38 protein-coding genes and 1 pseudogene are annotated in these 25224 nt (G+C 67.2%); 1 reads left to right on the forward strand and 38 read right to left on the reverse strand.

The features are described from left to right. Positions 1 to 16: 16 nt before the first annotated feature. From rpsM to AC1VNH_RS08560, 37 genes and pseudogenes are all read right to left on the reverse strand, one after another. Positions 17 to 391, reverse strand: coding sequence for a 30S ribosomal protein S13 (gene rpsM / locus AC1VNH_RS08380; protein WP_137418031.1), 375 nt, complete (start codon positions 389 to 391; stop codon positions 17 to 19). A 207-nt stretch (positions 392 to 598) separates the two neighbouring features. Beyond that, positions 599 to 715 carry a 50S ribosomal protein L36 gene (rpmJ, locus tag AC1VNH_RS08385; RefSeq protein WP_005050492.1) on the reverse strand — a complete coding sequence of 39 codons (117 nt, stop codon included), beginning with the start codon at positions 713 to 715 and terminating at the stop codon, positions 599 to 601. 58 nt (positions 716 to 773) lie between these two features. Continuing rightward, on the reverse strand, positions 774 to 995 hold the full coding sequence (gene infA, locus AC1VNH_RS08390) for a translation initiation factor IF-1 (protein WP_017201569.1): 222 nt from the start codon (positions 993 to 995) through the stop codon (positions 774 to 776). Positions 996 to 1162: 167 nt separating this feature from the next. Continuing rightward, positions 1163 to 1834 carry a DsbA family protein gene (locus AC1VNH_RS08395; RefSeq protein WP_483110855.1) on the reverse strand — a complete coding sequence of 224 codons (672 nt, stop codon included), beginning with the start codon at positions 1832 to 1834 and terminating at the stop codon, positions 1163 to 1165. Between the two features lie 11 nt (positions 1835 to 1845). Then, positions 1846 to 2673, reverse strand: coding sequence for a type I methionyl aminopeptidase (gene map / locus AC1VNH_RS08400; RefSeq protein WP_483110857.1), 828 nt, complete (start codon positions 2671 to 2673; stop codon positions 1846 to 1848). 3 nt (positions 2674 to 2676) lie between these two features. Continuing rightward, positions 2677 to 3267 carry an adenylate kinase gene (locus tag AC1VNH_RS08405; protein WP_243233180.1) on the reverse strand — a complete coding sequence of 197 codons (591 nt, stop codon included), beginning with the start codon at positions 3265 to 3267 and terminating at the stop codon, positions 2677 to 2679. After that, a complete protein-coding gene (gene secY / locus AC1VNH_RS08410) occupies positions 3264 to 4589 on the reverse strand; it encodes a preprotein translocase subunit SecY (RefSeq protein ID WP_137418035.1) in 1326 nt (441 codons plus the stop codon). The genes AC1VNH_RS08405 and secY overlap by 4 nt, the downstream gene beginning before the upstream one ends. Before the next feature lie 138 nt (positions 4590 to 4727). Continuing rightward, entirely contained in the window at positions 4728 to 5288 is a 561-nt protein-coding gene (gene rplO, locus AC1VNH_RS08415; RefSeq protein ID WP_243233178.1) for a 50S ribosomal protein L15, read from the reverse strand. Then, positions 5288 to 5473 carry a 50S ribosomal protein L30 gene (gene rpmD / locus AC1VNH_RS08420; RefSeq protein ID WP_137418037.1) on the reverse strand — a complete coding sequence of 62 codons (186 nt, stop codon included), beginning with the start codon at positions 5471 to 5473 and terminating at the stop codon, positions 5288 to 5290. Before rpmD ends, rplO begins: the two co-directional genes overlap by 1 nt. Next, positions 5473 to 6165, reverse strand: a complete 693-nt coding sequence (gene rpsE, locus AC1VNH_RS08425; protein ID WP_137418038.1) for a 30S ribosomal protein S5 — start codon at positions 6163 to 6165, stop codon at positions 5473 to 5475. Before rpsE ends, rpmD begins: the two co-directional genes overlap by 1 nt. Further along, positions 6162 to 6521 carry a 50S ribosomal protein L18 gene (gene rplR / locus AC1VNH_RS08430; RefSeq protein ID WP_137418039.1) on the reverse strand — a complete coding sequence of 120 codons (360 nt, stop codon included), beginning with the start codon at positions 6519 to 6521 and terminating at the stop codon, positions 6162 to 6164. Before rplR ends, rpsE begins: the two co-directional genes overlap by 4 nt. A 2-nt stretch (positions 6522 to 6523) precedes the next feature. After that, a complete protein-coding gene (gene rplF, locus AC1VNH_RS08435; RefSeq protein WP_137418040.1) occupies positions 6524 to 7060 on the reverse strand; it encodes a 50S ribosomal protein L6 in 537 nt (178 codons plus the stop codon). Between the two features lie 6 nt (positions 7061 to 7066). After that, on the reverse strand, positions 7067 to 7465 hold the full coding sequence (gene rpsH / locus AC1VNH_RS08440; protein WP_137418041.1) for a 30S ribosomal protein S8: 399 nt from the start codon (positions 7463 to 7465) through the stop codon (positions 7067 to 7069). An 87-nt stretch (positions 7466 to 7552) separates the two neighbouring features. Further along, on the reverse strand, positions 7553 to 8143 hold the full coding sequence (gene rplE, locus AC1VNH_RS08445) for a 50S ribosomal protein L5 (RefSeq protein ID WP_483110858.1): 591 nt from the start codon (positions 8141 to 8143) through the stop codon (positions 7553 to 7555). Beyond that, positions 8143 to 8502 (reverse strand): 50S ribosomal protein L24, encoded by a 360-nt coding sequence (gene rplX / locus AC1VNH_RS08450; RefSeq protein ID WP_137418043.1) that lies wholly within the window; start codon positions 8500 to 8502, stop codon positions 8143 to 8145. The genes rplE and rplX overlap by 1 nt, the downstream gene beginning before the upstream one ends. Positions 8503 to 8507: 5 nt before the next feature. Further along, positions 8508 to 8876 (reverse strand): 50S ribosomal protein L14, encoded by a 369-nt coding sequence (rplN, locus tag AC1VNH_RS08455; protein ID WP_045246799.1) that lies wholly within the window; start codon positions 8874 to 8876, stop codon positions 8508 to 8510. A 34-nt stretch (positions 8877 to 8910) separates the two neighbouring features. Continuing rightward, the gene (gene rpsQ / locus AC1VNH_RS08460; protein ID WP_137418044.1) at positions 8911 to 9243 is read right to left on the reverse strand and encodes a 30S ribosomal protein S17; all 333 of its coding nucleotides are present in this window, start codon (positions 9241 to 9243) and stop codon (positions 8911 to 8913) included. Next, a pseudogene (rpmC, locus tag AC1VNH_RS08465) lies at positions 9243 to 9555 on the reverse strand (50S ribosomal protein L29). The gene rpsQ and the pseudogene rpmC overlap by 1 nt, the downstream one beginning before the upstream one ends. After that, the gene (rplP, locus tag AC1VNH_RS08470; RefSeq protein ID WP_137418046.1) at positions 9555 to 9974 is read right to left on the reverse strand and encodes a 50S ribosomal protein L16; all 420 of its coding nucleotides are present in this window, start codon (positions 9972 to 9974) and stop codon (positions 9555 to 9557) included. Before rplP ends, rpmC begins: the two are co-directional and overlap by 1 nt. Then, positions 9974 to 10732: a 30S ribosomal protein S3 gene (gene rpsC / locus AC1VNH_RS08475; protein WP_137418047.1), complete on the reverse strand. Its 759-nt coding sequence runs from the start codon at positions 10730 to 10732 to the stop codon at positions 9974 to 9976. Before rpsC ends, rplP begins: the two co-directional genes overlap by 1 nt. Then, on the reverse strand, positions 10732 to 11127 hold the full coding sequence (gene rplV / locus AC1VNH_RS08480; RefSeq protein WP_137418048.1) for a 50S ribosomal protein L22: 396 nt from the start codon (positions 11125 to 11127) through the stop codon (positions 10732 to 10734). Before rplV ends, rpsC begins: the two co-directional genes overlap by 1 nt. Positions 11128 to 11150: 23 nt before the next feature. After that, on the reverse strand, positions 11151 to 11432 hold the full coding sequence (rpsS, locus tag AC1VNH_RS08485) for a 30S ribosomal protein S19 (RefSeq protein ID WP_053546372.1): 282 nt from the start codon (positions 11430 to 11432) through the stop codon (positions 11151 to 11153). An 11-nt stretch (positions 11433 to 11443) separates the two neighbouring features. Beyond that, on the reverse strand, positions 11444 to 12283 hold the full coding sequence (gene rplB / locus AC1VNH_RS08490; RefSeq protein WP_137418049.1) for a 50S ribosomal protein L2: 840 nt from the start codon (positions 12281 to 12283) through the stop codon (positions 11444 to 11446). A gap of 24 nt (positions 12284 to 12307) precedes the next feature. Beyond that, on the reverse strand, positions 12308 to 12607 hold the full coding sequence (gene rplW / locus AC1VNH_RS08495) for a 50S ribosomal protein L23 (protein ID WP_137418050.1): 300 nt from the start codon (positions 12605 to 12607) through the stop codon (positions 12308 to 12310). Further along, entirely contained in the window at positions 12604 to 13263 is a 660-nt protein-coding gene (gene rplD, locus AC1VNH_RS08500) for a 50S ribosomal protein L4 (RefSeq protein WP_234074508.1), read from the reverse strand. Before rplD ends, rplW begins: the two co-directional genes overlap by 4 nt. 4 nt (positions 13264 to 13267) lie before the next feature. Then, complete coding sequence (rplC, locus tag AC1VNH_RS08505) at positions 13268 to 13927, reverse strand: 50S ribosomal protein L3 (protein ID WP_137418052.1); 660 nt, start codon at positions 13925 to 13927, stop codon at positions 13268 to 13270. Between the two features lie 8 nt (positions 13928 to 13935). Beyond that, positions 13936 to 14244, reverse strand: a complete 309-nt coding sequence (gene rpsJ, locus AC1VNH_RS08510; protein ID WP_045246810.1) for a 30S ribosomal protein S10 — start codon at positions 14242 to 14244, stop codon at positions 13936 to 13938. 413 nt (positions 14245 to 14657) lie between these two features. Further along, complete coding sequence (locus tag AC1VNH_RS08515; RefSeq protein WP_483110861.1) at positions 14658 to 15218, reverse strand: LPXTG cell wall anchor domain-containing protein; 561 nt, start codon at positions 15216 to 15218, stop codon at positions 14658 to 14660. Between the two features lie 254 nt (positions 15219 to 15472). Continuing rightward, positions 15473 to 16666, reverse strand: coding sequence for an elongation factor Tu (tuf, locus tag AC1VNH_RS08520; RefSeq protein ID WP_137418064.1), 1194 nt, complete (start codon positions 16664 to 16666; stop codon positions 15473 to 15475). 164 nt (positions 16667 to 16830) lie between these two features. Continuing rightward, a complete protein-coding gene (gene fusA, locus AC1VNH_RS08525) occupies positions 16831 to 18945 on the reverse strand; it encodes an elongation factor G (protein ID WP_243233171.1) in 2115 nt (704 codons plus the stop codon). Between the two features lie 69 nt (positions 18946 to 19014). Beyond that, a complete protein-coding gene (gene rpsG / locus AC1VNH_RS08530; RefSeq protein WP_137418066.1) occupies positions 19015 to 19485 on the reverse strand; it encodes a 30S ribosomal protein S7 in 471 nt (156 codons plus the stop codon). A gap of 5 nt (positions 19486 to 19490) precedes the next feature. Further along, a complete protein-coding gene (gene rpsL / locus AC1VNH_RS08535) occupies positions 19491 to 19859 on the reverse strand; it encodes a 30S ribosomal protein S12 (RefSeq protein ID WP_036318318.1) in 369 nt (122 codons plus the stop codon). Between the two features lie 289 nt (positions 19860 to 20148). Next, entirely contained in the window at positions 20149 to 21705 is a 1557-nt protein-coding gene (locus AC1VNH_RS08540; RefSeq protein ID WP_483110862.1) for a DUF5684 domain-containing protein, read from the reverse strand. Positions 21706 to 21717: 12 nt separating this feature from the next. Continuing rightward, the gene (locus AC1VNH_RS08545; RefSeq protein WP_483110863.1) at positions 21718 to 22380 is read right to left on the reverse strand and encodes a spermidine/putrescine ABC transporter substrate-binding protein; all 663 of its coding nucleotides are present in this window, start codon (positions 22378 to 22380) and stop codon (positions 21718 to 21720) included. Positions 22381 to 22449: 69 nt separating this feature from the next. Further along, a complete protein-coding gene (locus AC1VNH_RS08550) occupies positions 22450 to 22902 on the reverse strand; it encodes a hypothetical protein (RefSeq protein ID WP_483110865.1) in 453 nt (150 codons plus the stop codon). A gap of 32 nt (positions 22903 to 22934) precedes the next feature. After that, positions 22935 to 23411 carry a hypothetical protein gene (locus tag AC1VNH_RS08555; protein WP_483110866.1) on the reverse strand — a complete coding sequence of 159 codons (477 nt, stop codon included), beginning with the start codon at positions 23409 to 23411 and terminating at the stop codon, positions 22935 to 22937. Continuing rightward, positions 23318 to 23896 (reverse strand): hypothetical protein, encoded by a 579-nt coding sequence (locus tag AC1VNH_RS08560; protein WP_483110867.1) that lies wholly within the window; start codon positions 23894 to 23896, stop codon positions 23318 to 23320. Before AC1VNH_RS08560 ends, AC1VNH_RS08555 begins: the two co-directional genes overlap by 94 nt. Positions 23897 to 24002: 106 nt before the next feature. On the opposite strand from AC1VNH_RS08560, the gene AC1VNH_RS08565 reads away from it, so the two are divergent. Further along, positions 24003 to 24593 carry a hypothetical protein gene (locus AC1VNH_RS08565; RefSeq protein WP_483110868.1) on the forward strand — a complete coding sequence of 197 codons (591 nt, stop codon included), beginning with the start codon at positions 24003 to 24005 and terminating at the stop codon, positions 24591 to 24593. A 6-nt stretch (positions 24594 to 24599) separates the two neighbouring features. Here the strand turns inward: AC1VNH_RS08565 and AC1VNH_RS08570 are convergent, their stop codons facing one another. Beyond that, positions 24600 to 25211 (reverse strand): hypothetical protein, encoded by a 612-nt coding sequence (locus AC1VNH_RS08570; RefSeq protein WP_483110869.1) that lies wholly within the window; start codon positions 25209 to 25211, stop codon positions 24600 to 24602. Positions 25212 to 25224 lie beyond the last annotated feature (13 nt).

Below are 25224 nucleotides of genomic sequence, written 5' to 3' on the forward strand. Positions count from 1 at the left end.
CCCTGGGGGCCGCGCCTTAGCGCGCCTTCTTCTTGCCGGCGACGGTGCGCTTGGGACCCTTGCGCGTGCGGGCGTTGGTCTTCGTGCGCTGACCGCGCACAGGCAGGCCGCGGCGGTGACGCAGGCCCTCGTAGGAGCCGATCTCGACCTTGCGGCGGATGTCGGCGGCGACCTCGCGACGAAGATCACCTTCGACCTTGTAGGTGCCTTCGATGTAGTCACGGAGCGCGACGAGCTGGTCGTCGGTCAGGTCCTTGACGCGGATGCTCTCGTCGATCGAAGTCGCCTTCAGGATCTCGACGGAGCGGGTACGGCCGATGCCGTAGATGTACGTGAGTGCGATCACCACGCGCTTGTCGCGCGGAATGTCGACGCCGGCAAGACGTGCCATGCGGCTCTCCTAGGAGTGAGTGGAGGTGTGGAGCAGGATCGGTGCCCGGGCCTCCGCCCGAGGTGTCCCCCTTGCGGGTTCTGATCCTGCCTGTATGCGTATTGAGTTGTGTCTTCGTGCCGAGGTTTCGACTCGGCCGCTGCGCGGCCTCGCTCAACCTTGACGTTCGCGTGTCAATGCCGCTGTGCGGCATTGACACGCCTCACGTCAACCCTGGCGCTGCTTGTGGCGCGGGTTGGACTTGCAGATGACCATGACGCGTCCGTGACGACGGATCACCTTGCAGTGATCGCAGATCGGCTTGACGCTGGGGTTGACCTTCATGATGCTTCCTGTTCGCTGTCTTCGTGCTCCGAGGCGGAGCCGTTACTTCTCGACCGGATCAGCGGTAGCGATAGACGATGCGGCCGCGGGTGAGGTCGTAGGGCGAGAGCTCCACGACGACGCGGTCCTCGGGGATGATGCGGATGTAGTTCTGCCGCATCTTGCCGGAGATCGTGGCGAGCACCTTGTGCCCGTTGCTCAGCTCGACGCGGAACATCGCGTTGGGCAGAGCCTCGGAGATCACGCCTTCGATCTCGATGACACCGTCTTTTTTAGCCATAGCCTCGCTACCCTCGTGCAGACCGGTCGATCTGCGGTGGATGGGATTCGGTGCCGGAAACGCCTCGACGGCGACACGCCAACGAAGGCGCAAAGCACCAAAGATCAACTATAGGTGATAGAGCCGCTTCGCGCCACTCGGCGAGTGGCGCGAAGGGCGCACCCCGCTCAGGAGATCCTGCTGAGGATGTCGGTCTGCGGGTTGTACGTGATCTGGACGAGGTCGCCGTTGACGCGGAGCGTGGGCGTGCCCGTCGCCCCGTCCGGCAGGGACCGCGACTTCGCGAACTTGATGTACTCGTTCGAGGTGATCGCGTTCTCCAGGTCGGAGGTGACATTCACACCGGCACTGCGGGCGAGATCCACCAGCTGCTCGTCGGTCAAGCCGGTCGAGTTCTCGGCGGGCTGGTTCGCGTACAGCGCCTGCAGGAAGGCGTATGCGTTGTCGGGGTCGGCGGCGGCCACGGCGTACATCGCGCTCGCGGCGCGGCTCGAGTATTCGGTTCCCTGCGACAGGCGGTCCAGGATCGCGACCGGGTACACGTTCAGAGTGATGTCGCCCGACGCGACGAGGCCCTGGATGGTCTCGCCTTCCGTCTGCTCGAACTGGTTGCAGTAGGGGCACATAAAGTCGATGTACGTGTCGACGGTGTGCTCGCCCGTCCCGAAGGAGATCGCCCCGGTGGACGCGTCGATGTTGGATGCCTCGGGGGCCGTGCCCGGGTCGGAGGCCACGTTGTTGAAGACGACCACGAGACCGCCGACCACCACGATGGCGACGACAGCGATGACGCTGATCCAGATCGCGAACCAGTTTGTCTTGCCCTTTGCCGCTGCCATGACGCTCTTTCCTACTCGATTTCGACCGGCTTCACACCATACGGAGCCAGCCCCGCGGCTCCGCCGTCGGGGGCCGTGAGAACCCAGATCCCTCCATCATGGACGGCGACGCTATGTTCCCAGTGGGAGCCGGCTGAGCCGTCGACCGTGGAGACGGTCCAGTCGTCGTCTTCGACGAAGGTCGCCTCGGACCCCACCACCACCATCGGCTCGATGGCGAGCACCAGACCGGGCTGGATGCGAGGGCCCGGATCCGGCACGCGGTAGTTGAACACCGAGGGCGCCTCGTGCATCTTGCGGCCGATGCCGTGCCCGACATAGTCGCGCAGGATGCCGTACTCCCCCGCCGCCGTGATGTGGTCCTCGACCGCGGCGCCGATCTCACCGATGTGGCGTCCGGTCGCCATCGCGGCGATCCCGGCCCACATGGACCCTTCGGTGACCCGGGACAGCTCCTGCCGTGCTGCGACGAGCTCCGGCCGCTCGGGGTCGGGCAGGACGATGGTGATCGCCGAGTCGCCGTTCCACCCCCGGAACTGCGCCCCCGCGTCGATCGAGACGATGTCGCCGGCCTCGAGCACCCGGTCACCGGGGATCCCGTGCACGACCTGCTCGTTGACCGACACGCACGTGGTGTGGCGGTAGCCGCGCACCAGCTGGAAGTTCGATTCCGCGCCGCGCGCGGTGATCACGGCCGCGGCCGCCGCATCCAACTCGGCCGTCGTCACGCCGGGGGCGATCATCTCGCGCACCGCCTGGAGGGCGGCGGCGGTGATGAGCCCCGGCTCGATCATCTGGCGCAGCTGCGCCGGGGTCTTGTAGATGGAGCGTCGCAGCACGGCTCAGGACGCCGGCGTCAGCCCGCGGGCGATGAGGGCCGTGAGGATGCGCTCGGTGATGACATCGAGGGAGCCGATGCCGTCGATCGCGACGACGAGACCGCGCTCGCGGTACACATCGAGGATCGGCGCCGTCTCGTTCTCGTAGATGCTCAGGCGGTGCGCGATCACCTCGGCCGTGTCGTCCGTGCGGCCCTGTTCCTCGGCGCGCTTGGTCAGGCGGGCGATGCTCTCCTCGCGGGGCACGTCCAGCTCGATCACGGCGTCGAGGCTCTCCCCGCGCTCTTCCAGGAACGCATCGAGATCACCCACCTGTCCGAGGTTGCGGGGGTATCCGTCGAGGAGGAAGCCGGGAGCCGCGTCGTCCTGCGCCAGCCGGTCGCGCACGACCGCGCTCGTCAGCTCGTCCGGAACGAGGTTTCCCGCCGCGATGATGGCCTGGACCTGCTGGCCGAGCTCGGTGCCCTCGGAGATGTTCGCCCGGAACACGTCGCCCGTCGACACCGCCGGCACACCGAACGCCTCGGCGATGCGCACGCCCTGGGTGCCCTTGCCGGAGCCCTGGGGCCCCACGATCAACAGGCGCGCGGTCATCGCAGGAGCCCTTCGTAGTGACGCTGCTGGAGCTGGGCGTCGATCTGCTTCACGGTCTCGAGTCCGACGCCGACCATGATGAGGATCGAGGTGCCGCCGAACGGGAAGTTCTGGTTGGCACCGACCGTCGCCAGAGCGATCAGCGGGATGAGTGCGACCAGACCCAGATAGATCGAGCCCGGCAGGGTGATGCGGGTGAGCACGTAGTCGAGGTACTCCGCGGTGGGACGGCCGGCACGGATGCCCGGGATGAAGCCGCCGTACTTCTTCATGTTGTCGGCGACGTCGACCGGGTTGAAGGTAATCGCGACGTAGAAGTAGGTGAACCCGACGATCAGCAGGAAGTACAGCAGCCAGTACAGCGGGTGATCGCCGCGCGTGAGGTAGTTCTGGATCCAGACGACCCAGCCCGGCAGCGCGCCGTCGGCATCCGGGGTCTGGTTGAACTGCGAGATGAGCGCGGGGATGTACAGGAGCGACGAGGCGAAGATGACCGGCACGACACCGGCCATGTTGACCTTGATGGGGATGTAGGTGTTCGTCCCGCCGTAGGTGCGACGGCCCACCATCCGCTTGGCGTACTGCACCGGGATGCGACGTTGCGACTGTTCGACGAAGACCACGAGCGCCACGATCACGACGCCGACCGCGAGCACGAGCAGGAACACCTCGAAACCGCGGGCCTGCCAGATCGACCACATCGCTGCCGGGAAGGTCGCGGCGATCGAGGTGAAGATCAGCAGCGACATCCCGTTGCCGATGCCGCGCTCGGTGACGAGCTCGGCGAACCACATGATGAGGCCGGTGCCGGCGGTCATGGTGATGATCATGAGCAGCTGAGCCCACCATGCGTCGTTGGTCAGCAGCTGCTCGCAGGAGGCGACACCGGTGTTGCCGAAGAGCTGGCCGCTGCGCGCGACCGTCACGAGTGTCGTCGACTGCAGCAGGGCGAGGGCGATGGTCAGGTAGCGCGTGTACTGCGTCAGACGCGCCTGGCCCGACTGGCCCTCCTTGTAGAGGGTCTCGAAGTGCGGGATGACCACGCGCAGCAGCTGGACGATGATCGTCGCGGTGATGTAGGGCATGACGCCCAGCGCGAAGATCGACAGCTGCAGAAGCGCGCCGCCCGAGAAGAGGTTGACCAGCGACAGCACGCCCTGCGTGTTCGACGTGTCGGCGAGACACGACTGAACGTTCGGGAAGTCGACGAACGGCGACGGCACGTGCGCACCGAGACGGTACAGCACGATGATGCCCAGGGTGAAAGCGATCTTCCGACGCAGGTCAGGCGTGCGGAACACGCGCGCGATGGCGCTGAACACGTGGATTCCTCCAGAAAGGGTTCCCGGCGCAGGAGGCGCACAGACCACCAGGGTATCCCACCCCGCGCGTGACCGAGCGGCCGCATCCTCCGGGTATGCGACAGGGGCCGGAGATGTCCTCCGGCCCCTGCACGCGGCTTACTTGACGGTGCCGCCCGCGGCGACGATCTTCTGCTCAGCGGAGCCGGAGACCTTGTCGACCTCGACGTTCAGCTTCACCGAGATCTCGCCGGTGCCGAGCACCTTGACCTTCTCGTTCTTGCGAACCGCACCCTTGGCGACCAGGTCGACGACGGTCACGTCGCCACCGGACGGGTACAGCTCCGCGAGCTTGTCCAGGTTCACGACCTGGTACTCGACGCGGAACGGGTTCTTGAACCCGCGCAGCTTCGGGGTGCGCATGTGCAGCGGCATCTGCCCACCCTCGAAGCCGGCCTTGACCTGGTAGCGGGCCTTCTGACCCTTGGTGCCACGGCCGGCGGTCTTACCCTTGGATCCCTCACCACGACCGACGCGGGTCTTGGCGGTGTTGGATCCGGGGACGGGACGAAGGTGGTGCACCTTCAGCACGCCCGGACGCGCCACGGCGACGTCCTTCTTCTCCGCCTTCGGCGCTGCGGCCTTCTTGGCGGCGGGCTTACGGGTCGTCTTGGCAGCGGGCTTCTCAGCCGTCTGCTCGACGTTCTCGTTCTCAGCCATTAGTCGATCTCCTCAACCTTCACGAGGTGAGCGACGGCCTTGACGTAGCCGCGCGTCTGCGCGTCGTCGGGGCGGACGACCGAGTCGCCGATCCGCTTGAGGCCGAGGCTGCGCAGCGTGTCACGCTGGTTCTGCTTCTCGCTCACCTTGGACTTGACCTGCGTGACCTTCAGACGCTGAGCCATCAGGCACCTACCTTCGATGCGGCCGCGGCCTCAGCCTCGGCGCGAACCAGACGGGCCGGAGCGACCTGGTCGAAGTCGAGGCCACGACGAGCGGCCACCTGACGCGGCTCCTCGAGCTGCTTCAGAGCCTCGACGGTCGCGTGCACGATGTTGATCGTGTTCGACGAGCCGAGGGACTTCGAGAGGACGTCGTGGATACCGGCGCACTCGAGCACGGCACGCACGGGGCCACCGGCGATAACACCGGTACCGGCAGCAGCGGGACGCAGCAGGACGACGCCCGCGGCGGCCTCACCCTGGACCGGGTGCGGAATGGTCGATCCCGAGCGGGGGACGCGGAAGAAGTTGCGCTTGGCTTCCTCGACACCCTTCGAGATCGCGAGCGGGACCTCGCGGGCCTTGCCGTAGCCGACACCCACCACACCGTTGCCGTCACCGACGACAACGAGAGCGGTGAAGCTGAAGCGACGGCCACCCTTGACGACCTTCGACACACGGTTGATGGTCACGACGCGCTCGAGGAACTGGCTCTCCGAGCGGTCGCGCGACCCGCGGTCACGCTGGTTGGCGTTGCGCTCACGGCCACCGCGACGCGGCTCCCGCTCACGCTCGGCGGGCGCCGTCTCCGTCGCCGCCGCCTGAGTGGCATCGGTCACTTCGGTCTCCTGGTTGGTGTTCGTTGCATCGCTCACAGGTTCAGCCCTCCTTCACGGGCGCCCTCGGCGATCGCGGCGACACGACCGGCGTAGCGGTTGCCGCCACGGTCGAAGACGACGTCGGCCACGCCGGCTGCCTTCGCGCGCTCGGCGACGAGCTCGCCGACCTTGCGGGCCTTCGAGGTCTTGTCGCCGTCGAAGCCGCGCAGGTCGGTCTCGAGGGTGGACGCACTGGCCACGGTGTGGCCCTTGCTGTCGTCGACGACCTGCACGAAGACGTGGCGGGCCGAACGGGTCACGACGAGGCGGGGGCGCTCGGCGGTGCCGACGATCTTCTTGCGAAGACGCGAGTGGCGACGAGCGCGGGCCTCGGACTTGGAAGTCACGGCCATGGTTACTTACCAGCCTTTCCGGCCTTGCGCCGGACGACCTCGCCGGCGTAGCGCACACCCTTGCCCTTGTACGGCTCGGGCTTGCGGATCTTGCGGATGTTGGCAGCGGCCTCACCGACGGCCTGCTTGTCGATCCCGCTCACGGTGAGCTTGTTGTTGCCCTCGACCGTGAACGTGATGCCGGCAGGCGGGTCGACCAGGACGGGGTGCGAGAAGCCCAGCGCGAACTCGACGGACGAGCCCTTCTGCGCGACGCGGTAACCCGTGCCGACGACCTCGAGGCCCTTGGTGTAGCCCTGGGTGACGCCGATGATGTTGTTGTTGATGAGCGTGCGGGTCAGGCCGTGAAGCGACCGCGACTCGCGCTCGTCGTCGGGGCGGGTGACGAGAACCTGGTTCTCCTCCACCTTGACCTCGATCGGGTGGGCTGCGGTGAGCGTGAGCTCGCCCTTCGGGCCCTTGACGGAGACATCCTGACCGGACACCGAGACGGTGACGCCGGCGGGGATGTCGATGGGAAGACGTCCGATACGCGACATATCAGGTCACCACACGTAGGCGAGGACTTCCCCACCCACGCCCTTCGACTCGGCCTGACGGTCCGTGAGGAGGCCAGAGGAGGTGGACAGGATCGCGACGCCGAGGCCGCCGAGGACCTTGGGGATCTCGGTCGACTTCGCGTACACGCGAAGGCCGGGCTTCGACACGCGCTTGATGCCGGCGATCGACCGCTCGCGGTTGGGGCCGTACTTCAGCGTGAGCGTCAGCGTCTGGCCGACACGCGCGTCGGTGACCTCCCAGCCGGAGATGTAGCCCTCCTGCTGGAGGATCTCGGCGATGTGGGTCTTGAGCTTGGAGCTCGGCAGCGACACGGAGTCGTGGTGCGCCGAGTTCGCGTTGCGCAGACGGGTCAGCAGATCTGCGACCGGGTCTGTCATCGTCATGATGGTTTTCCTTCGTTCACCAGGTTTCGACCGCCGTTACACGACGGCCGACCTGTGGTGGATGCCGACGGATGTCGGCACGGGGTGTTACGCCTGAGCGTCCGCCTGGCGGAACGGGAAGCCGAGGTGACGCAGCAGAGCGCGACCCTCGTCGTCCGTGTTCGCCGTCGTGACGATCGTGATGTCGAAGCCGCGGACGCGATCGATCTTGTCCTGGTCGATCTCGTGGAAGACCGACTGCTCCTGCAGACCGAACGTGTAGTTGCCGTGGCCGTCGAACTGGCGGTCGTTCAGACCACGGAAGTCGCGGATGCGGGGCAGCGCGAGGTTCACGAGACGGTCGATGAACTCCCAGGCGCGGTCGCCGCGCAGGGTGACGTGCGCACCGATGGCCTGGCCCTCACGCAACTTGAACTGCGCGATGGACTTGCGTGCCTTGGTGACGACCGGCTTCTGGCCGGTGATCTTGGTGAGGTCGTCGACCGCACCATCGATCACCTTGCTGTCGCGCGTTGCCTCGCCGACACCGGTGTTCACGACGACCTTGACCAGGCCGGGGATCTGCATGACGTTCGCGTAGCCGAACTCGTCCTGCATCGCCTTCTTGATCTCGGCGTTGTACTTCTGCTTCAGGCGGGGCTGGGTCTTGCCAGCCTCCACGGCAGTGGCGGTGCTCATCAGAGGTCCTTACCTGACTTCTTCGCGTAGCGCACGCGGACGGTGCGCTTGACGCCGTCCTTGACCTGCTCCTCGACACGGCGGCCGACACGGGTCGGCTTCTTGGTCGAGGGGTCGACGAGGGCGACGTTGGAGATGTGGATGGGGGCTTCGGTCGTCTCGATGCCACCGGTCTTGGTGCCGCGCTGGGTCTGACCGACCCGCGTGTGCTTGGTGACGTAGTTGACGCCCTCGACGATGACGCGGTTCTGCTCGGTCAGGACCTTGCGGACCTTGCCCTGCTTGCCGCGGTCGCCGCCCTTGTCCTGCTTCTTACCAGTGATGACCTGAACCAGGTCACCTGCCTTGATCTTGGCCATGAGGGTCAGATCACCTCCGGAGCGAGCGAGACGATCTTCATGAACTTCTTGTCACGAAGCTCGCGACCGACCGGGCCGAAGATACGGGTGCCGCGGGGCTCCCCGTCGTTCTTCAGGATGACGGCGGCGTTCTCGTCGAACTTGATGTAGGAACCGTCGGGACGACGGGTCTGCTTGACGGTACGGACGACGACGGCCTTGACCACGTCGCCCTTCTTGACGTTGCCGCCGGGGATCGCGTCCTTGACCGTGGCGACGATGACGTCGCCCAGGCCGGCGTAGCGCCGGTTGGAGCCGCCGAGCACACGGATCGTGAGCAGCTCCTTGGCGCCGGTGTTGTCGGCGACCTTGAGGCGGGATTCGTTCTGAATCACTTGTTACTCCTTGGGTTCCAAGTAAGCCCGAGGCTTACTTGGCCTTCTCGAGGATCTCGACCAGGCGCCAGCGCTTGGTGGCGCTCAGCGGGCGGGTCTCGTTGATGAGCACCAGGTCGCCGATGCCGGCGGTGTTGCCCTCGTCGTGCGCCTTGACCTTGGAGGTGCGGCGGATCACCTTGCCGTAGAGCGGGTGCTTCACGCGGTCCTCGACCTCGACGACGATGGTCTTGTCCATCTTGTCGCTGACGACGTAGCCGCGGCGCGCCTTGCGGTAGCCACGGGCACCGGCGTCACGGACGTCGTGCTCCGAGCTCTCGTGCCCAGCGGTCTGCTCGACCTCTGCAGCCTTCTTCGTGGTGGCCATCACTCAGCCTCTCCTTCGGCGGCGGCCGAGGTGTCCTCGGTCTTCTTCGCCTTCGTCTTCTTCGCCTTCGCCGGCTCAGCGGCGACGGGCGTGGCACGGATGCCCAGCTCGCGCTCGCGGATCACGGTGTAGAGCCGCGCGATGTCGCGCTTGACCGCACGGATGCGGCCGTGGCTCTCGAGCTGGCCGGTGGCCGACTGGAAGCGCAGGTTGAACAGCTCTTCCTTGGCCTTGCGCAGCTCCTCGACGAGGCGCTGGTCTTCGAACGTGTCGAGCTCGCTCGGGGCGAGCTTGCTTGGTGCCGATCGCCATTACGCGTCGCCCTCCTCGCGCTTGATGATGCGTGCCTTCAGCGGCAGCTTGTGGATGGCACGGGTCAGCGCCTCGCGAGCGAGCTGCTCGTTGACGCCCGCGACCTCGAAGAGGACGCGGCCCGGCTTGACGTTCGCGACCCACCACTCGGGCGAGCCCTTACCCGAACCCATGCGGGTTTCAGCGGGCTTCTTGGTCAGCGGACGGTCGGGGTAGATGTTGATCCACACCTTTCCACCACGCTTGATGTGACGGGTCATCGCGATACGAGCGGACTCGATCTGACGGTTGGTCACGTAAGCGGGGGTCAGCGCCTGGATGCCGAACTCGCCGAACGACACCTGGGTGCCGCCGGTGGCCTGGCCGTCACGCTTCGGGTGGTGCTGCTTGCGGTACTTGACCTTGCGGGGAATAAGCATCAGGCAGACGCTCCTTCTGCGACGGGGGCCTCGTTGCGGGGGCCACGACGGCGGTCGCCACCACGGTCGTCACGACCGCGGGACTTCGGCGCGTTGGCCTGCTCGCGAGCGAGTTCCTTGTTGGTGAGGTCGCCCTTGTAGATCCAGACCTTCACGCCGATGCGGCCGAAGGTGGTCTTGGCCTCGTAGAAGCCGTAGTCGATGTTCGCGCGCAGGGTGTGCAGGGGCACACGGCCTTCGCGGTAGAACTCCGAGCGGCTCATCTCGGCGCCGCCGAGGCGGCCGGAGACCTGGATGCGGATGCCCTTGGCGCCGGCGCGCTGGGCGCCCTGCAGGCCCTTGCGCATCGCGCGGCGGAACGCCACGCGAGCGGAGAGCTGCTCGGCGATGCCCTGCGCGACGAGCTGAGCGTCGGCCTCAGGGTTCTTGACCTCGAGGATGTTCAGCTGGATCTGCTTGCCGGTGAGCTTCTCGAGGTCGCCACGGATGCGCTCGGCCTCCGCACCACGACGGCCGATCACGATGCCGGGACGCGCGGTGTGGATGTCGACGCGCACGCGGTCGCGGGTGCGCTCGATCTCGATGTTGCTCACGCCTGCACGGTCGAGGCTCGACAGCAGGAGCTTACGGATCTTGATGTCCTCGGCCACGTAGTCGGCGTAGCGCTGTCCGGGCTTCGTCGAGTCCGAGAACCACCGCGACACGTGGTCGGTGGTGATGCCGAGGCGGAAGCCGTACGGGTTGACTTTCTGTCCCATTACTTGCTCGCCTTCTTGCTCTGGGCCGGGGCGGTCTCTGCCACCTCGGGCGTCGCCAGGACGACGGTGATGTGGCTGGTGCGCTTCTTGATCTGGAACGCGCGGCCCTGGGCGCGGGGCTGGAAACGCTTGAGCGTCGTGCCCTCGTCGACGAACGCGTTCTTGACGAACAGGTCCTGCTCGTCGAAGAACTCGCCTGCCGCATCCGCCTTCACACGGGCGTTCGCGATCGCCGAGGCGACCAGCTTATAGATGGGCTCGCTGGCGCTCTGCTGCGCGAACTTGAGGATCGCGAGAGCTTCTTCAGCCTGCTTGCCCTTGATGAGAGCGACGACACGACGAGCCTTCTGAGGGGTCACGCGGATGTGTCGCACGCGTGCGATGGACTCCACCATTTCTTCTCCTCTGCGTCACCGCGTCAGCGGCGACGGCCCTTCTTGTCGTCCTTCACGTGGCCGCGGAAGGTGCGGGTGGGCGCGAACTCGCCCAGCTTGTGACCGACCATGGTCTCGCTCACGAACACAGGGATGTGCTTGCGACCGTCGTGGACCGCGATCGTGTGACCGAGCATCGCGGGCACGATCATGGATCGGCGCGACCAGGTCTTGATGACGTTCTTGGAACCCGCCTCGTTCTGCGAGACAACCTTGCGAAGCAGGTGCTCGTCGACGAAGGGGCCCTTCTTCAGACTGCGTGGCATCTTCTTGACTCCTACTTGCGCTTCTTGCCGGCGGTGCGACGGCGGACGATGTACTTGTCGCTTTCCTTGTTGGCGTGGCGGGTGCGGCCCTCGGCCTTACCCCACGGCGTGACCGGGTGGCGTCCACCGCTGGTCTTGCCCTCGCCACCACCGTGCGGGTGGTCGACCGGGTTCATCGCGACACCGCGGACGGTCGGGCGAACGCCCTTCCAGCGCTTGCGGCCGGCCTTACCCCAGTTGATGTTCGACTGCTCGGCGTTGCCGACCTCGCCGATCGTCGCGCGGCAGCGCGCGTCGACGTTGCGGATCTCGCCGGAGGGCAGACGCAGCTGCGCGTAGGGACCGTCCTTCGCGACCAGGCGCACGCTGGCGCCGGCCGAGCGAGCCATCTTCGCGCCGCCGCCGGGGCGGAGCTCGATGGCGTGGATGACGGTACCCGTGGGGATGTTGCGCAGCGGCAGGTTGTTGCCGGGCTTGATGTCGGCGCCGGCGCCCGACTCCACGATGTCACCCTGCTGCAGCTTGTTGGGCGCGAGGATGTAACGCTTCTCGCCGTCCACGTAGTGCAGCAGCGCGATACGCGCGGTGCGGTTGGGGTCGTACTCGATGTGAGCGACCTTCGCGTTGATTCCGTCCTTGTCGTTGCGACGGAAGTCGATCACGCGGTACTGGCGCTTGTGGCCACCACCGATGTGACGCGTCGTGATGCGGCCCTGGTTGTTACGTCCACCGGTCTTGCTCAGCGGGCGCAGCAGGGACTTCTCGGGCGTCGATCGCGTGATCTCGGCGAAGTCCGCCACCGACGAGCCGCGACGACCGGGGGTCGTCGGCTTGTACTTGCGAATAGCCATAATCTGTGTCCTCTATCCCGACCGTCAGCCGACTGCCGTGAAGATGTCGATGGTGCCCGACTTCAGGGTGACGATGGCGCGCTTGGTGTCCTTGCGCTTGCCGATGCCGAAGCGGGTGCGACGGGCCTTGCCGACGCGGTTGATCGTGTTGACCGAAGCGACCTTGACGCCGAAGATCTTCTCGATGGCGAGCTTGATCTCGGTCTTGTTGGCGCGGGTGTCCACGTAGAACGTGTACTTGCCCTCGTCGATCAGTCCGTAGCTCTTCTCGGAGACGACCGGCTTCAGGATGATGTCGCGCGGGTCCTTGTTGACGGCGGTCATGCCGAGACCTCCTCGGTGGCGGTCCGCGACGCGACGAACGCGTCGTAGGCGGCCTTGGTGAAGACGATGTCGTCGGAGACGAGCACGTCGTAGGCGTTCAGCTGGTCGAAGGCGAGCACGTGGACGTACGCGAGGTTGCGCACGCTCAGCAGGCTCAGCTCGTCGTCACGCTCGATCACGACGAGGACGTTCTTCGCGGGAGTCAGCGCGTTCAGCACCGCGGCAGCGGCCTTGGTCGAGGGAGCGCCCTCGACGCCGAACGAGTCGACGATGTGCAGACGCTCGCCGCGAGCACGATCGCTGAGCGCGCCCAGGAGGGCGGCCGCGATCATCTTCTTGGGCGTGCGCTGCGAGTAGTTGCGCGGCTTCGGACCGTGGACGATGCCACCGCCGGTCATGTGCGGCGCGCGGATCGAGCCCTGACGGGCGTTACCCGTGCCCTTCTGCTTGAAGGGCTTGCGGCCGGCACCGGAGACCTCGCCGCGACGCTTGGTCGAGTGCGTGCCCTGGCGAGCCGCCGCGAGCTGCGCGACGACGACCTGGTGGATGAGGGGGATGTTCGTCTTGACGTCGAACAGGGCGGCGGGCAGCTCCACGGAGCCGGCCTTCTTGCCGTCTGCCTTCACGACGTCGAGCGCGAGAGTCGAGTCAGCCATGTTCTCAGGCACCCTTCACTGCGTTGCGGACGTAGACGATGCGGCCACGAGCGCCGGGCACAGCGCCCTTGACGAGCAGCAGACCCTTCTCGGCGTCGACGGCGTGCACCGTGAGGTTGAGGACGGTCACGCGCTCGCCACCCATGCGGCCGGCCATGCGCATGCCCTTGAAGACGCGGCTAGGCGTCGAGGAGGCACCGATGGAACCGGGCTTGCGGTGGTTGCGGTGCGCACCGTGCGAGGCGGAGACACCCTTGAAGTTGTGGCGCTTCATGACACCCGCGGTGCCCTTGCCCTTGCTGGTGCCGACGACGTCGACCAGCTTGCCCGCTTCGAAGACACCGTCGACCGTGAGCTCCTGACCGAGTGAGTAGTCAGCGGCGTTCGCGGTGCGGATCTCGGTGACGTGGCGGCGCGGCGTGACGCCGGCAGCCTCGAAGTGGCCCTCGAGGGGCTTGGTGACCTTGCGGGGGTCGATCTGACCCGCGGCGATCTGAACGGCGTTGTAGCCGTCCTTCTCGGGGGTGCGGATCTGCGTGACCACGTTCGGGGTGATCTGGATGACCGTCACGGGGACGAGCTTGCCCTGCTCGTTCCAGACCTGGGTCATACCGAGCTTGGTGCCCAGGAGGCCCTGGGAGATCTTGGAGTTGATGTCAGCCATGTCGAACCTCAGAGCTTGATCTCGATGTTGACGTCGGCCGGAAGGTCGAGACGCATCAGCGAGTCGACGGCCTTGGGCGTCGGGTCGATGATGTCGATGAGGCGCTTGTGGGTGCGCATCTCGAAGTGCTCGCGGCTGTCCTTGTACTTGTGCGGCGACCGGATGACGACCACGACGTTCTTCTCGGTCGGCAGCGGCACGGGGCCGACGACGGTGGCGCCGGCTCGGGTCACGGTGTCGACGATCTTGCGCGCCGAGCTGTCGAGCCCCGCGTGATCGTACGACTTCAGGCGAATGCGGATCTTCTGTCCCGCCATAGTCTGCTCACTCTCTTTCTCGCGTCATACCTCTGAGGGCATCGGACGCACGGTGACGCTTGCGCGCCGGGCACTTCTCCCGCTTTCGCGGTGATGCTGCACCACTGTTCTCGTGTCAAACCGGCCCCTTCCGAGGCCGGCCCCGCACTCCACGCGCAATGCACGCCCGTTTCCGGGAAGAAGTGTGGGAGATGTCGTTCTGCTGCCCGCGGCCTAGACCCCGCGCGTGGAGCGCTGATCTATGCACTGCCCTGGCAGTGATCCGGGCAGCAAAGCACCCGGAATGTGGAACCTGACTAGTCTACGTGTCGCCCGGGCGTGTCGCAAACTCGGGCGTGTCGCAGCGGCGTGTCGAGCACAACGACAGAACCCCCGGGCTACGGCCCGGGGGTTCTGTCGTTGACTGTCGTGGGTCAGGCGCCCTGACGCTGACGACGGACGGCGAACACGGTGACCGCGAGGCCGCCGAGCAGCAGCACGCCGCCACCGATCCAGACGCCCATCAGCGAACCGCTGTCCACACCGGTGGCCGGCAGACCCGAGCCGGAGCCCGTGCCGCCGCTTCCGGTGCCGATGGAGAAGCTCGTCGTCTTCTGGGCGGGCTGACCATCCTTCTGACCGGAGGCCGTGACCTCGTAGGAACCGGAGGCATTGGAGGGCAGCTTGACGTTGAACGACGCGTCTCCCGCAGCGTTCGTGGAGGTGTTGAAGGACGGCGACGAGCTGACGACCAGCTTGACCGAGGCCTGCGTGATGGCGGCACCGTTCTCACCGGTGACGACGAAGCTGATCGGGGTGTTGCCGTCGAACGCGGTGGCGACGAGCGTCAGCGTACCGCCGGGAACAGGGGCGCCCGAAGTGCCCGCATCGGGCGTTCCGGGTGTGGGGACGTAGGCCTGCGCTGCCGCGGGAGCGGCAACGAGGGCGGCAGCGGTCAGGATGACCGCTGCGATCTTGGTGCGAAGGCTCTTCATTTTCAACTCCGTGGGGGTGTGAGGCGCAGCCTCAATGGGTACCAGAACGGTCCGGGAGTTGGGTTGGTGTGAATCATCCAACCTACCCCCGCAGGCCACGCTAGCTCTTCTCCCAGCCCGCTCACAAGTCGAGGGCGCGTTATGCGGCCTTTCTTTACGTCTCCGTAATCTCGCGGTCAGTGCACGACACAAGCCGAAATGCCGACAGGGGCCGGGCCCGAAGGCCCGACCCCTGTCGGCGAAGTCCGAAGGACTTACTTGAGGATCTTGGTCACCGTGCCGGCGCCGACGGTGCGGCCACCCTCACGGATCGCGAAGCCGAGGCCCTCTTCCATGGCGATCGGCTGGATGAGCTCGACCGACATCTCCGTGGTGTCACCGGGCATGACCATCTCGGTGCCCTCGGGCAGCGTGATGACGCCGGTCACGTCCGTGGTGCGGAAGTAGAACTGCGGACGGTAGTTCGTGAAGAACGGGTTGTGACGGCCGCCCTCCTCCTTGGACAGGATGTACGCCGTGCCCTCGAAGTTGGTGTGCGGGGTGACCGAACCGGGCTTGACGACGACCTGGCCGCGCTCGACGTCGTCACGCTTGGTGCCGCGAAGGAGCAGACCACAGTTCTCGCCGGCCCACGCCTCGTCGAGCTGCTTGTGGAACATCTCGATACCGGTGACGATCGTCTTCTGCGTCGGGCGGATGCCGACGATCTCGACCTCGGAGTTGATCGCCAGCGTGCCACGCTCGGCGCGGCCCGTGACGACGGTGCCACGACCGGTGATCGTGAAGACGTCCTCGATGGGCATCAGGAACGGCTTGTCCTTGTCGCGCACCGGGTCCGGGATGGACTCGTCGACGGCTTCCATGAGCTCGACGATCGAGTTGACCCACTTCTCGTCACCCTCGAGAGCCTTCAGGCCCGAGACGCGGACGACGGGGGCGTTGTCGCCATCGAAGTCCTGCGACGACAGCAGCTCGCGAACCTCGAGCTCGACGAGCTCCAGGATCTCCTCGTCGTCGACCATGTCGCTCTTGTTCAGGGCGACGAGCAGGTACGGCACGCCGACCTGCTTGGCCAGCAGCACGTGCTCGCGGGTCTGAGCCATCGGACCGTCGGTGGCGGCGACCACGAGGATCGCGCCGTCCATCTGAGCGGCACCGGTGATCATGTTCTTGATGTAGTCAGCGTGACCGGGAGCGTCGACGTGAGCGTAGTGACGCTTGGGCGTCTCGTACTCGACGTGCGAGATGTTGATCGTGATGCCGCGCTGGCGCTCTTCGGGAGCGGAGTCGATCGACGCGAAGTCGCGCTGCACGTTGGTCGCCGACGGGAACTTGTCGGCGAGCACCTTCGAGATCGCGGCGGTGAGCGTGGTCTTGCCGTGGTCGACGTGACCGATCGTTCCGATGTTCACGTGCGGCTTGGTCCGCTCGAACTTGGCCTTAGCCACTGGGTCCTCCTCAGGACGTCGTGTAGAGACTCCGGTCGCTGGGTTGCGACCGGCTCGCTACGGGGATTGTTCTCAGTGTAATAGAGAGGGGTCGTGTGAAGTTGTGAGCCAGAAGTGCGGACGGGACGAAACCGCCCCGTCCGCAGACGAGACCTCCGAGGAGATTACTCGCCCTTGGTCTTCTGAACGATCTCGTCCATGACGTTGCGCGGGACCTCGGCGTAGCTGTCGAACTCCATGGAGTAGACAGCGCGACCGGAGGTCTTCGAACGCAGGTCACCGATGTAACCGAACATCTCGGACAGCGGGACGTTGGCACGGACGACCTTGACGCCGGCCGCATCCTCCATCGACTGGATCTGGCCGCGACGGGAGTTCAGGTCGCCGATGACGTCACCCATGTACTCCTCGGGAGTACGCACCTCGACGGCCATGATCGGCTCGAGGATGACGGGGTTCGCCTTGCGGACGGCCTCCTTGAAGCCCATGGAGCCCGCGATCTTGAACGCCATCTCCGAGGAGTCGACGTCGTGCGAGGCACCGTCGAGCAGGATCGCCTTCACGCCCACCATGGGGAAGCCGGCGAGCACGCCGACGTTCATGGCGTCCTGGAAGCCCTGGTCGGTCGGGCTGATGTACTCGCGCGGGATGCGGCCGCCGGTGACCTTGTTCTCGAACTCGTACGTCTTGTCCGCCGTGACCTCGAGGGGCTCCAGCGCGAACTGGATCTTGGCGAACTGACCCGAACCACCGGTCTGCTTCTTGTGCGTGTAGTCGTGGCGCTCGACGGTCTTGCGGATCGTCTCGCGATACGCGACCTGGGGCTTTCCGACGTTGGCCTCGACCTTGAACTCGCGCTTCATGCGGTCGACGAGGATGTCGAGGTGGAGCTCGCCCATGCCCTTGATGACCGTCTGGCCGGTCTCGGCGTTCTGCTCGACGCGGAACGTCGGGTCCTCTTCAGCGAGCTTCTGGATCGCGAGACCCAGCTTCTCCTGGTCGGCCTTGGTCTTGGGCTCGATGGCCACCTCGATGACCGGCTCCGGGAACGTCATCGACTCGAGGACGACCTGGTTCGTGCTGTCGGAGAGGGTGTCACCGGTGGTGGTGTCCTTCAGGCCGATGACCGCGTAGATGTGACCGGCGGTGACCGAGTCGACCGGCATCTCCTTGTTGGCGTGCATCTGGAAGATCTTTCCGATGCGCTCCTTCTTGCCCTTGGTCGCGTTGACGACCTGAGCGCCGGAGTCGAGGTGACCCGAGTACACGCGGATGTAGGTCAGACGGCCGAAGAAGGGGTGCGTGACGATCTTGAACGCGAGGGCCGCGAAGGGCTCGTCGCGGTCGGCGTGGCGCTCGATGACGATCTCTTCGTCCTTGGGGTCGTGCGCCTCGATGGCGGGCACGTCCAGGGGCGAGGGGAGGTAGTCGACGACAGCGTCCAGCATCGGCTGCACTCCGCGGTTCTTGAACGCCGATCCACACAGGACCGGGTAGACCTCGGAGTTGATCGTGAGCTTGCGGATCGCGCCCTTGATCTCGGCCAGCGAGAGCTCCTCGCCACCGAAGTACTTCTCGAGCAGCGTCTCGTCGCTCTCGGCGACCGTCTCGAGCAGCTTCTCGCGGTACTCGGCGGCACGGTCGGCGAGGTCGGCCGGGATCTCCTGGATCTCGTACTTCGCGCCCATGGTGACGTCACCCTTGGCATCGCCGGGCCACACCAGAGCGCGCATCTCGACGAGGTCGATGACGCCGACGAAGTCGTTCTCGGCACCGATGGGCAGCTGCAGGACGAGCGGCTTGGCCTTCAGGCGGTTCACGATCGTGTCGACGGTGAAGTAGAAGTCGGCGCCCAGCTTGTCCATCTTGTTGACGAAGCAGATGCGCGGCACGTCGTACTTGTCGGCCTGACGCCACACCGTCTCGGACTGGGGCTCGACGCCCTCCTTGCCGTCGAAGACGGCGACGGCACCGTCGAGCACGCGCAGCGAACGCTCGACCTCGACCGTGAAGTCCACGTGGCCGGGGGTGTCGATGATGTTGATCTGGTTCTTGTTCCAGAAGCAGGTGACGGCGGCGGAGGTGATCGTGATGCCACGCTCCTGCTCCTGCTCCATCCAGTCGGTGGTCGCAGCGCCGTCGTGCGTCTCACCGATCTTGTGGTTGACGCCCGTGTAGAAGAGGATGCGCTCGGTCGTCGTCGTCTTGCCGGCATCGATGTGCGCCATGATGCCGATGTTGCGGACCTTGTTGAGGTCGGTGAGCACTTCTTGTGCCACGGGGATGTCCTTACGTGTTGTCGGGTGCGCCGGCCGGGGCGGTGGCCCCGGCCGGCGCCGAGCTGCTGATTACCAGCGGTAGTGCGCGAAGGCGCGGTTCGACTCGGCCATCTTGTGGGTGTCTTCGCGGCGCTTGACCGCGGCACCGAGGCCGTTCGATGCGTCGAGGATCTCGTTCTGCAGACGCTCGGTCATCGTCTTCTCACGACGACCCTTCGCGTAGCTGACGAGCCAGCGCAGCGCCAGGGTGTTGGCGCGGTGCGGCTTGACCTCGACCGGCACCTGGTAGGTCGAACCGCCGACGCGGCGGCTCTTGACCTCGAGGGTGGGACGGACGTTGTCGAGCGCCTTCTTCAGCGTCGCGACCGCGTCCTGGCCGTTCTTGGCCTCGACGCCGCGGAGCGCCGTGTAGACGATCGACTCGGCGAGCGACTTCTTGCCGTCGACGAGGATCTTGTTGACGAGCTGGCTGACGATCGGTGCGCCGTAGACCGGGTCGTTGACGACCGGACGCTTCGGGGCGGGACCCTTACGAGGCATCTAACTCAACCCTTCTTCGCGCCGTAGCGGCTACGGGCCTGCTTGCGGTTCTTGACGGCCTGGGTGTCCAGGGCGCCACGAACGATCTTGTAACGCACGCCGGGGAGGTCCTTCACACGACCGCCGCGCACCAGCACGAGCGAGTGCTCCTGCAGGTTGTGGCCCTCGCCGGGGATGTAGGCGGTGACCTCGGTGCCGTTGCGGAGCTTCACACGAGCGACCTTGCGCATCGCCGAGTTCGGCTTCTTCGGGGTGGTGGTGTACACACGGGTGCAGACACCGGCCTGCTGCGGGTTCGACTTCAGCGCGGGAGCCTTGGTCTTGGTGACCTTCGGCGTGCGCCCCTTGCGAACCAACTGCTGAATAGTTGGCACGTTCTCTCCTTGTCAGTGCTGCACGGTGACAGCGTCGTGGTCTCCCCCGCTCCGACGGGATTCTTTCGATTCATGTCGGAGAGGGCTCACGCGGACCCACCGGGGCGACAGAATGACTGACGCCCGTTTCGCTGGTGGATATGCCGTGGGGGTGGCCTGTTCGCAGGCCGTTCCCTGAGATGGTGTGCTCCTGTTCACCCTGTTCGTGCCGGGCACGACGCAGGGCGCGCGAGAGCGCACACCCACTCAATGATACGCGCCGAATCGGGATGCGGTCAAACGATCGCGATCATCCGTCGGCCCGGACGATGCGCAGCTCCGCATCTCCCAGCAGGAAACGCTCCGTGACCTCGTGCTCGGTACCCGGGGCCACGTCGATCTCATCCTGGGCGACGAAGACGACCACGCCGTTCGTGGAGTCCAGGTCGCTCACCATCCAGGCATCCGCACGCCGGCGAAGCAGCGCATGGGTCTTGGAGACCGTGCGCGTGTCGTCGACGACGGTCACCAGCTGGGCACCGGGGGCGGCATGCACCGGGACCGGCCGGCGCCCGAGCACGACGGCGTCGCCGGTGAGCTCCATGGGCGATCCGTCGGGCAGCAGCAGCGCCCACTTCGGCCGACGACGCGAGGCGATGACGGTGTCCTCGACGATGTCGCCGACGCCGGGGCGCGAGGCGGCGACGGATGCAGCCGCCGACCGCGGCATCCCCGCGATCGGCGCTCCGGCCACGGCCGACACCTCACCCGAGGCCTCGGGGAACGCATCGGGCTCGGCGACGAAGGACTCCCGCAGCACGGGAGGCGCCGCAGGAGGAACGAAAGAGTCGGTCGGCGCGGGTTCTGCCGCGGCGGGAGCCTGCGGCGTCTCCGGCTCCACCCACGCAGGCGTGGCGGCCGCGGGTGGCGCCTCCTCCTCGACGATGGCCGGCTGCCACCACGACATCACAGGGGCGGGCTCGGGCGTTGCCGGCGCGACGTAGGGGTCGTCGACGGGGGCGGGGAGCCCACCGGAGGCGGGGGGCGCGTAGGGATCCGCGGTCGGCGCCGGGTACGCGTCGTACGCGGGGGCTGCCGGAGACGGCGGAGCATAGGAGTCCACCGCGGGCGCGGGGAACGCCGGTGCGGCGTACGCGTCGGGCGCCGGTGCGGCGTACGGATCCGCCGGCGCTGCGGCGTAGGGATCCGCCGGTGCGTAGGGATCGACGGCGGGCGCCGCAGGGGCGGGCGGCAGCGGCGGTTCTCCCCAGGCTCCGGCGATCGGCATCGCCGCGGTGGCCGGAGCGGCGGGTGCACCGGGCGCCGGGGGCGCCGGGGGGATCCATGCCGACGGGGCCGGGACGTCGCGGCGGGCGCCGAACTCGTCGGCGGCAGGAGCATACTGCGGCGCGAATCCCAGGAGGTCGTCGACGCCCCCTGCGGCCTGACGCGCAGGGGCCTGCTCGATCGGCCTGGCGGAGCCGAATCCCAGCACGCTCGCCCAGACGGGGAAGAGCAGCGCGGCCAGAACCGTCATCCCCACCCCCTGCCCGAACATGACGTTCACGCGGTGCGCGGCGGTGATGAAGGCGACGTAGACGAAGATCTGCCCGAAGAACGGGATGAGGTAGAGCAGGAGCAGCCAGGGGCTGAGGCCGCCCAGCATGAACAGGACCGCGACGTTGTAGACCGGGACCCACGCCTTCCAGCCCTCGATGCCGAGCTTCGCATACACCCGCGACAGCGCGAGTGCGCCCCAGACGTAGACCAGGAGCGAGGGCACGAGCGACACGAGAACGAGGACCACGACCGTTCCCGCGTCGGGGACCAACGGCGAGGAGTAAGCGGCGACAAGTGCGTTGAGCATGGATGAACTGCCTCAGGGAGTGGGACCGTCGAGGTCTCGGGGGTCGAAAGGAACGTCGAGCGAACGCGTCAACTCTTCCAGCATGGCGGTGATCTGCGGTTCTACATACTTCGCGACCGCTGCTTGGATACGGATGCGGTGGTGCAGCAGAACCTGGCATACTTCGCGACCGATCAGGTTCGCGTAGTCGTCGGCCAGCGCCACTTCGTGGCGCAGCGCTGCCTTGGCCTCATCGGACAGCGGCGGCAGTGCGGGGATGCCCGCATCCGCGTCGGCGGCCATGCCCGCCAGGGTGAAGAGGAACGGCGCACCCGGGATCGGCTCCGGATCCAGCGGCAGACCGTCGTACTCGGGCTCGAGGTCCTCCGTGGGCCGATAGCTGCGTGCCCTGTTGCGCGTGGCCTGCTGGTCGAGCTCGGACTGCAGAAGAGGGAGGTTGCGCGCCGTGTACTCCGCGACCGCGTGGTCCACGACGGTCTTCAGGCGGGTGGAGAGCCCGTGCTGCACCGCGTGGGGGACGTCACCGCCCAGGCCCGCGGCCGAGAGGATCGGCGAGCCGAGGCAGCGGCGGCACACCGCGAGACGTCCGCGGTGCGTGGCCGGCTCCCAACGGGGCAGCCAACGCAGCCAGGCGTCGACGGCCTGACTCACCTGCGTCTCGAGCGAGCGCTCCACGCTCTAAAGGTAGCCGCCACCCGCGTCGTTCCGCGGGAAATCCGCGCATCCGGTCGGTCGCGTCCGCGATCAGACCTCGTCCGGGCCCTCCCAGGGCCATCGGGGACGGCCCGCGTGCGTGCGAACCAGCGCGATCGCGCACCATGCGGCGACCGCTGCGCCAAGAGCCACCACAGCCCCCTGCCAACCCGTCAGCAGACGGGCCATGAGCGCGAGCCCCACCGCCACATCCTCCGAGGTCACGGCGCCGACGATGCCCGCGCCAAGGCTGTAGCAGAGCCACACGGCGACCGCGATGAACAGGGCGCCCGTGTAGGCGGGGTTTCCCGGTCGGAGCACGAGAGCCGCGCCCGCGGCGTAGACCGCGCATGCGACGACGACGCCGACGATTCCGGGCGCCTGCCCGACGCCCGCCACCGGAACGACCTCGACGTCGGCGAGCAGGCTCACCACACCGAAAGCGGCGACGATCAGGGCGAAGAACGCCGCGAGCGTCAGAGCGATGGCGACCGCCGGGCGCACCGGCGGAGTCCGAGGCGCGTCCGGCGGCAACATCACACCTGGTGGAGCTGCGGGCCCGCCTCGAGGGTGCGCTCGTACTCGCGCTGCGCCTCGTCGTTGAGCGCGGTGACACGGCGTCCGCGGGCGGCGACCCACGCGCCGAACCACACCGTCAGCTCACGGCCCAGCACGAAGGCGAGGATCGGCAGCGGGGAGAACAACGAACCCTGCAGCAGATCAGCGCCCTGACGCGCGGTCAGATCCCAGAACGGCGCCTGGAACAGGATGCCGAGAAGCGACCCCGCATAGGCGGCGACGCCGACGAGCAGACCCCAGATGACCCAGTGCGCCCAGCGCGCACGATTGAGGATGGCGCCGAGGATCCAGAAACCGAGGTAGAAGACCACCACCGGCATCCAGAACGTCCACGAGCGGATTAGAGCGAGCGCGTAGTCGGCGGCGTCTGCGTCTGCGCCGCCGAAGCCGCCGTAGAAGTAGCCGTAGGCGAAGAGCACACCGAACGACAGCACGGCGAACGCGAGGGCCGCGAGCAGGCCGATCGCACCCGCGGCACCGCGGTTGCCCCGGGGCGGGGCGCCTCGGGCGCCTGCACGAAGATGGGCTGAGCCGCAGCGGCCGCGTAGGTCGGCTCGGGTGCGGCGACCGGCGCGGCAGCGGACGGGATCGCGGTCGTGGCAGCCGGCTCGGGGTCCATGGGGACGGTCTCCGGGCGGTCGTACCAGGGCACGTCGTCGTCGGCGCGGGTCTGGTCGGCCGCGGCCTCGGTGACCACGACCTCCTCGACGACACGCTCGCCGTCGGAGGTCGGGGTCTCGACGACCACCACGTCCTCCTCGACGACGCGCTCCGCGGCGACTTCCTGCTCTCCGGTCGCCGTGCGCTGAGCGGCCTCCGCGTCGGCCAGCGCCTCGTTCGCGTTGCCCACGACGTCGTCCACGACGACAGTCGGCTCCTCGACGGGTTCGCCGGCCGAGGGCGTCTTCTGCTCGGTCATCGCTGTCGCTCCTTCAGCGGGGGTGCACATCCGCTTCCCGAGGGTAACGCCGGGTCGCGTCGGGCCGCGTCAGGCGCGCGGCGCGCGCCGCGGCTAACCTGACCCCATGACCCTGCGCCGGCGGACGAAGACCACCCTGCTCACGACCTCGTCGGCTCTTCTCGCGCTGTTCGCCCTCGCAGCCTGCGCTCCGGATCCTGCACCCGCACCGACAGGTTCGACGCTCGATGCACCGCCTTCGAGCTCGCCCACTCCCACGGCGACGGCGACGCCCACGACGACTCCTGTCGCCATTCCGACGGACTGCCGCGAGATCCTCTCCGACGCGGTGCTCGCCCAGCTCGCCGACGTACCGCTCAACGATCCGGCGTTCGGAACGGCCGGCGCCCAGGCCGACGGAAGCCTCACCTGCATCTGGGGAAGCCCCGCGACCGACACCGGCCGGCTCACGACCACCATCTCCAAGAAGTCGCGCGGACCCGCCCTCGACATGCTCAACGCTCTCGTCGGCGAGGGCTTCACGTGCTACACGCCGAACAACGGCACACGGTGCGAGAAGGTGTGGGTCGACCCGCAGTACCCGGTCAACGACGGACGGACGCTGTTCTGGCGCGACGATGTGCTCATCGACACCCAATACGTCGGCCTCGCCCCTTCCGGCTACACGGATGCGGTCATCTCGCGCGTCTTCGGCTGAGCGCGCTCAGCTCGGCCAGAGCTGCAGCGCGACCCGTTCGGTGTAGCGATCGGGGTGCCATCCGGTGAACACGCTCGCCAGCCAGGTGCCGTCGCGGATGACCTGGTCCTCGGAGCTGTCCGCGGTCGTCAACCGACAGCGCACGCCGTCGCCGAAGTCACTGCACGCGTAGCCTGCGCTCTCCAGGGTCGCGCGCGCGACGCGGGCGGCGTCCGCATCCACCTTGGACACCGTCGTCACGATGGAGCCGGCGTTGATGCCGGTGAACGTGCACGAGACCGACACCTCAGGCGACAGCGAGGCCACCAGCGTGGTCGCGGACACGCGCGGCGCGCTCGTGTCCTGTACCGGCACTCCGCCCGCGCGCTGGGTCAGTTGCGCCCACAGCGCGTCCGTGTAGAGGGCCTGGCACAGCGGGGTCGACGAGGTGGGGGCGGGGGCGGGCGCCTCCCCCTGGGCGATGGGGGCGGATGTCGAGGACCGCAGAGTGTCGCCGACCATCTGGACACCCGCCGGGATCGCGGGAACGGCAAGCACCACGAGCGCCGCCACCACGGCAGCACTTCCGAGCCCCACGACCCATGCCATGAAGCTGTTGCGCCCGCCGATCCGTGCCACCCCGACCTCCCCG

The organism is Microbacterium sp. KU4F, assembly GCF_056868075.1.

Coding starts and splice junctions, on each gene's coding strand:
- rpsM (WP_137418031.1), bottom strand. CDS start 391: ATGGCACGTCTTGCCGGCGTCGACATTCCGCGCGACAAGCGCGTGGTG.
- rpmJ (WP_005050492.1), bottom strand. CDS start 715: ATGAAGGTCAACCCCAGCGTCAAGCCGATCTGCGATCACTGCAAGGTG.
- infA (WP_017201569.1), bottom strand. CDS start 995: ATGGCTAAAAAAGACGGTGTCATCGAGATCGAAGGCGTGATCTCCGAG.
- AC1VNH_RS08395 (WP_483110855.1), bottom strand. CDS start 1,834: ATGGCAGCGGCAAAGGGCAAGACAAACTGGTTCGCGATCTGGATCAGC.
- AC1VNH_RS08405 (WP_243233180.1), bottom strand. CDS start 3,267: ATGACCGCGCGCCTGTTGATCGTGGGGCCCCAGGGCTCCGGCAAGGGC.
- rplO (WP_243233178.1), bottom strand. CDS start 5,288: ATGGCTGAGAACGAGAACGTCGAGCAGACGGCTGAGAAGCCCGCTGCC.
- rpmD (WP_137418037.1), bottom strand. CDS start 5,473: ATGGCTCAGCGTCTGAAGGTCACGCAGGTCAAGTCCAAGGTGAGCGAG.
- rplR (WP_137418039.1), bottom strand. CDS start 6,521: ATGGCCGTGACTTCCAAGTCCGAGGCCCGCGCTCGTCGCCACTCGCGT.
- rplF (WP_137418040.1), bottom strand. CDS start 7,060: ATGTCGCGTATCGGACGTCTTCCCATCGACATCCCCGCCGGCGTCACC.
- rpsH (WP_137418041.1), bottom strand. CDS start 7,465: ATGACGATGACAGACCCGGTCGCAGATCTGCTGACCCGTCTGCGCAAC.
- rplE (WP_483110858.1), bottom strand. CDS start 8,143: ATGAGCACCGCCACTGCCGTGGAGGCTGGCAAGACCCAGCCCCGCCTG.
- rplX (WP_137418043.1), bottom strand. CDS start 8,502: ATGGCCAAGATCAAGGCAGGTGACCTGGTTCAGGTCATCACTGGTAAG.
- rpsQ (WP_137418044.1), bottom strand. CDS start 9,243: ATGGCCACCACGAAGAAGGCTGCAGAGGTCGAGCAGACCGCTGGGCAC.
- rplP (WP_137418046.1), bottom strand. CDS start 9,974: ATGCTTATTCCCCGCAAGGTCAAGTACCGCAAGCAGCACCACCCGAAG.
- rpsC (WP_137418047.1), bottom strand. CDS start 10,732: ATGGGACAGAAAGTCAACCCGTACGGCTTCCGCCTCGGCATCACCACC.
- rplV (WP_137418048.1), bottom strand. CDS start 11,127: ATGGTGGAGTCCATCGCACGCGTGCGACACATCCGCGTGACCCCTCAG.
- rpsS (WP_053546372.1), bottom strand. CDS start 11,432: ATGCCACGCAGTCTGAAGAAGGGCCCCTTCGTCGACGAGCACCTGCTT.
- rplB (WP_137418049.1), bottom strand. CDS start 12,283: ATGGCTATTCGCAAGTACAAGCCGACGACCCCCGGTCGTCGCGGCTCG.
- rplW (WP_137418050.1), bottom strand. CDS start 12,607: ATGACCGCCGTCAACAAGGACCCGCGCGACATCATCCTGAAGCCGGTC.
- rplD (WP_234074508.1), bottom strand. CDS start 13,263: ATGGCTGACTCGACTCTCGCGCTCGACGTCGTGAAGGCAGACGGCAAG.
- rplC (WP_137418052.1), bottom strand. CDS start 13,927: ATGGCTGACATCAACTCCAAGATCTCCCAGGGCCTCCTGGGCACCAAG.
- rpsJ (WP_045246810.1), bottom strand. CDS start 14,244: ATGGCGGGACAGAAGATCCGCATTCGCCTGAAGTCGTACGATCACGCG.
- AC1VNH_RS08515 (WP_483110861.1), bottom strand. CDS start 15,218: ATGAAGAGCCTTCGCACCAAGATCGCAGCGGTCATCCTGACCGCTGCC.
- rpsG (WP_137418066.1), bottom strand. CDS start 19,485: ATGCCTCGTAAGGGTCCCGCCCCGAAGCGTCCGGTCGTCAACGACCCG.
- AC1VNH_RS08540 (WP_483110862.1), bottom strand. CDS start 21,705: ATGCTCAACGCACTTGTCGCCGCTTACTCCTCGCCGTTGGTCCCCGAC.
- AC1VNH_RS08560 (WP_483110867.1), bottom strand. CDS start 23,896: ATGACCGAGCAGAAGACGCCCTCGGCCGGCGAACCCGTCGAGGAGCCG.
- AC1VNH_RS08565 (WP_483110868.1), top strand. CDS start 24,003: ATGACCCTGCGCCGGCGGACGAAGACCACCCTGCTCACGACCTCGTCG.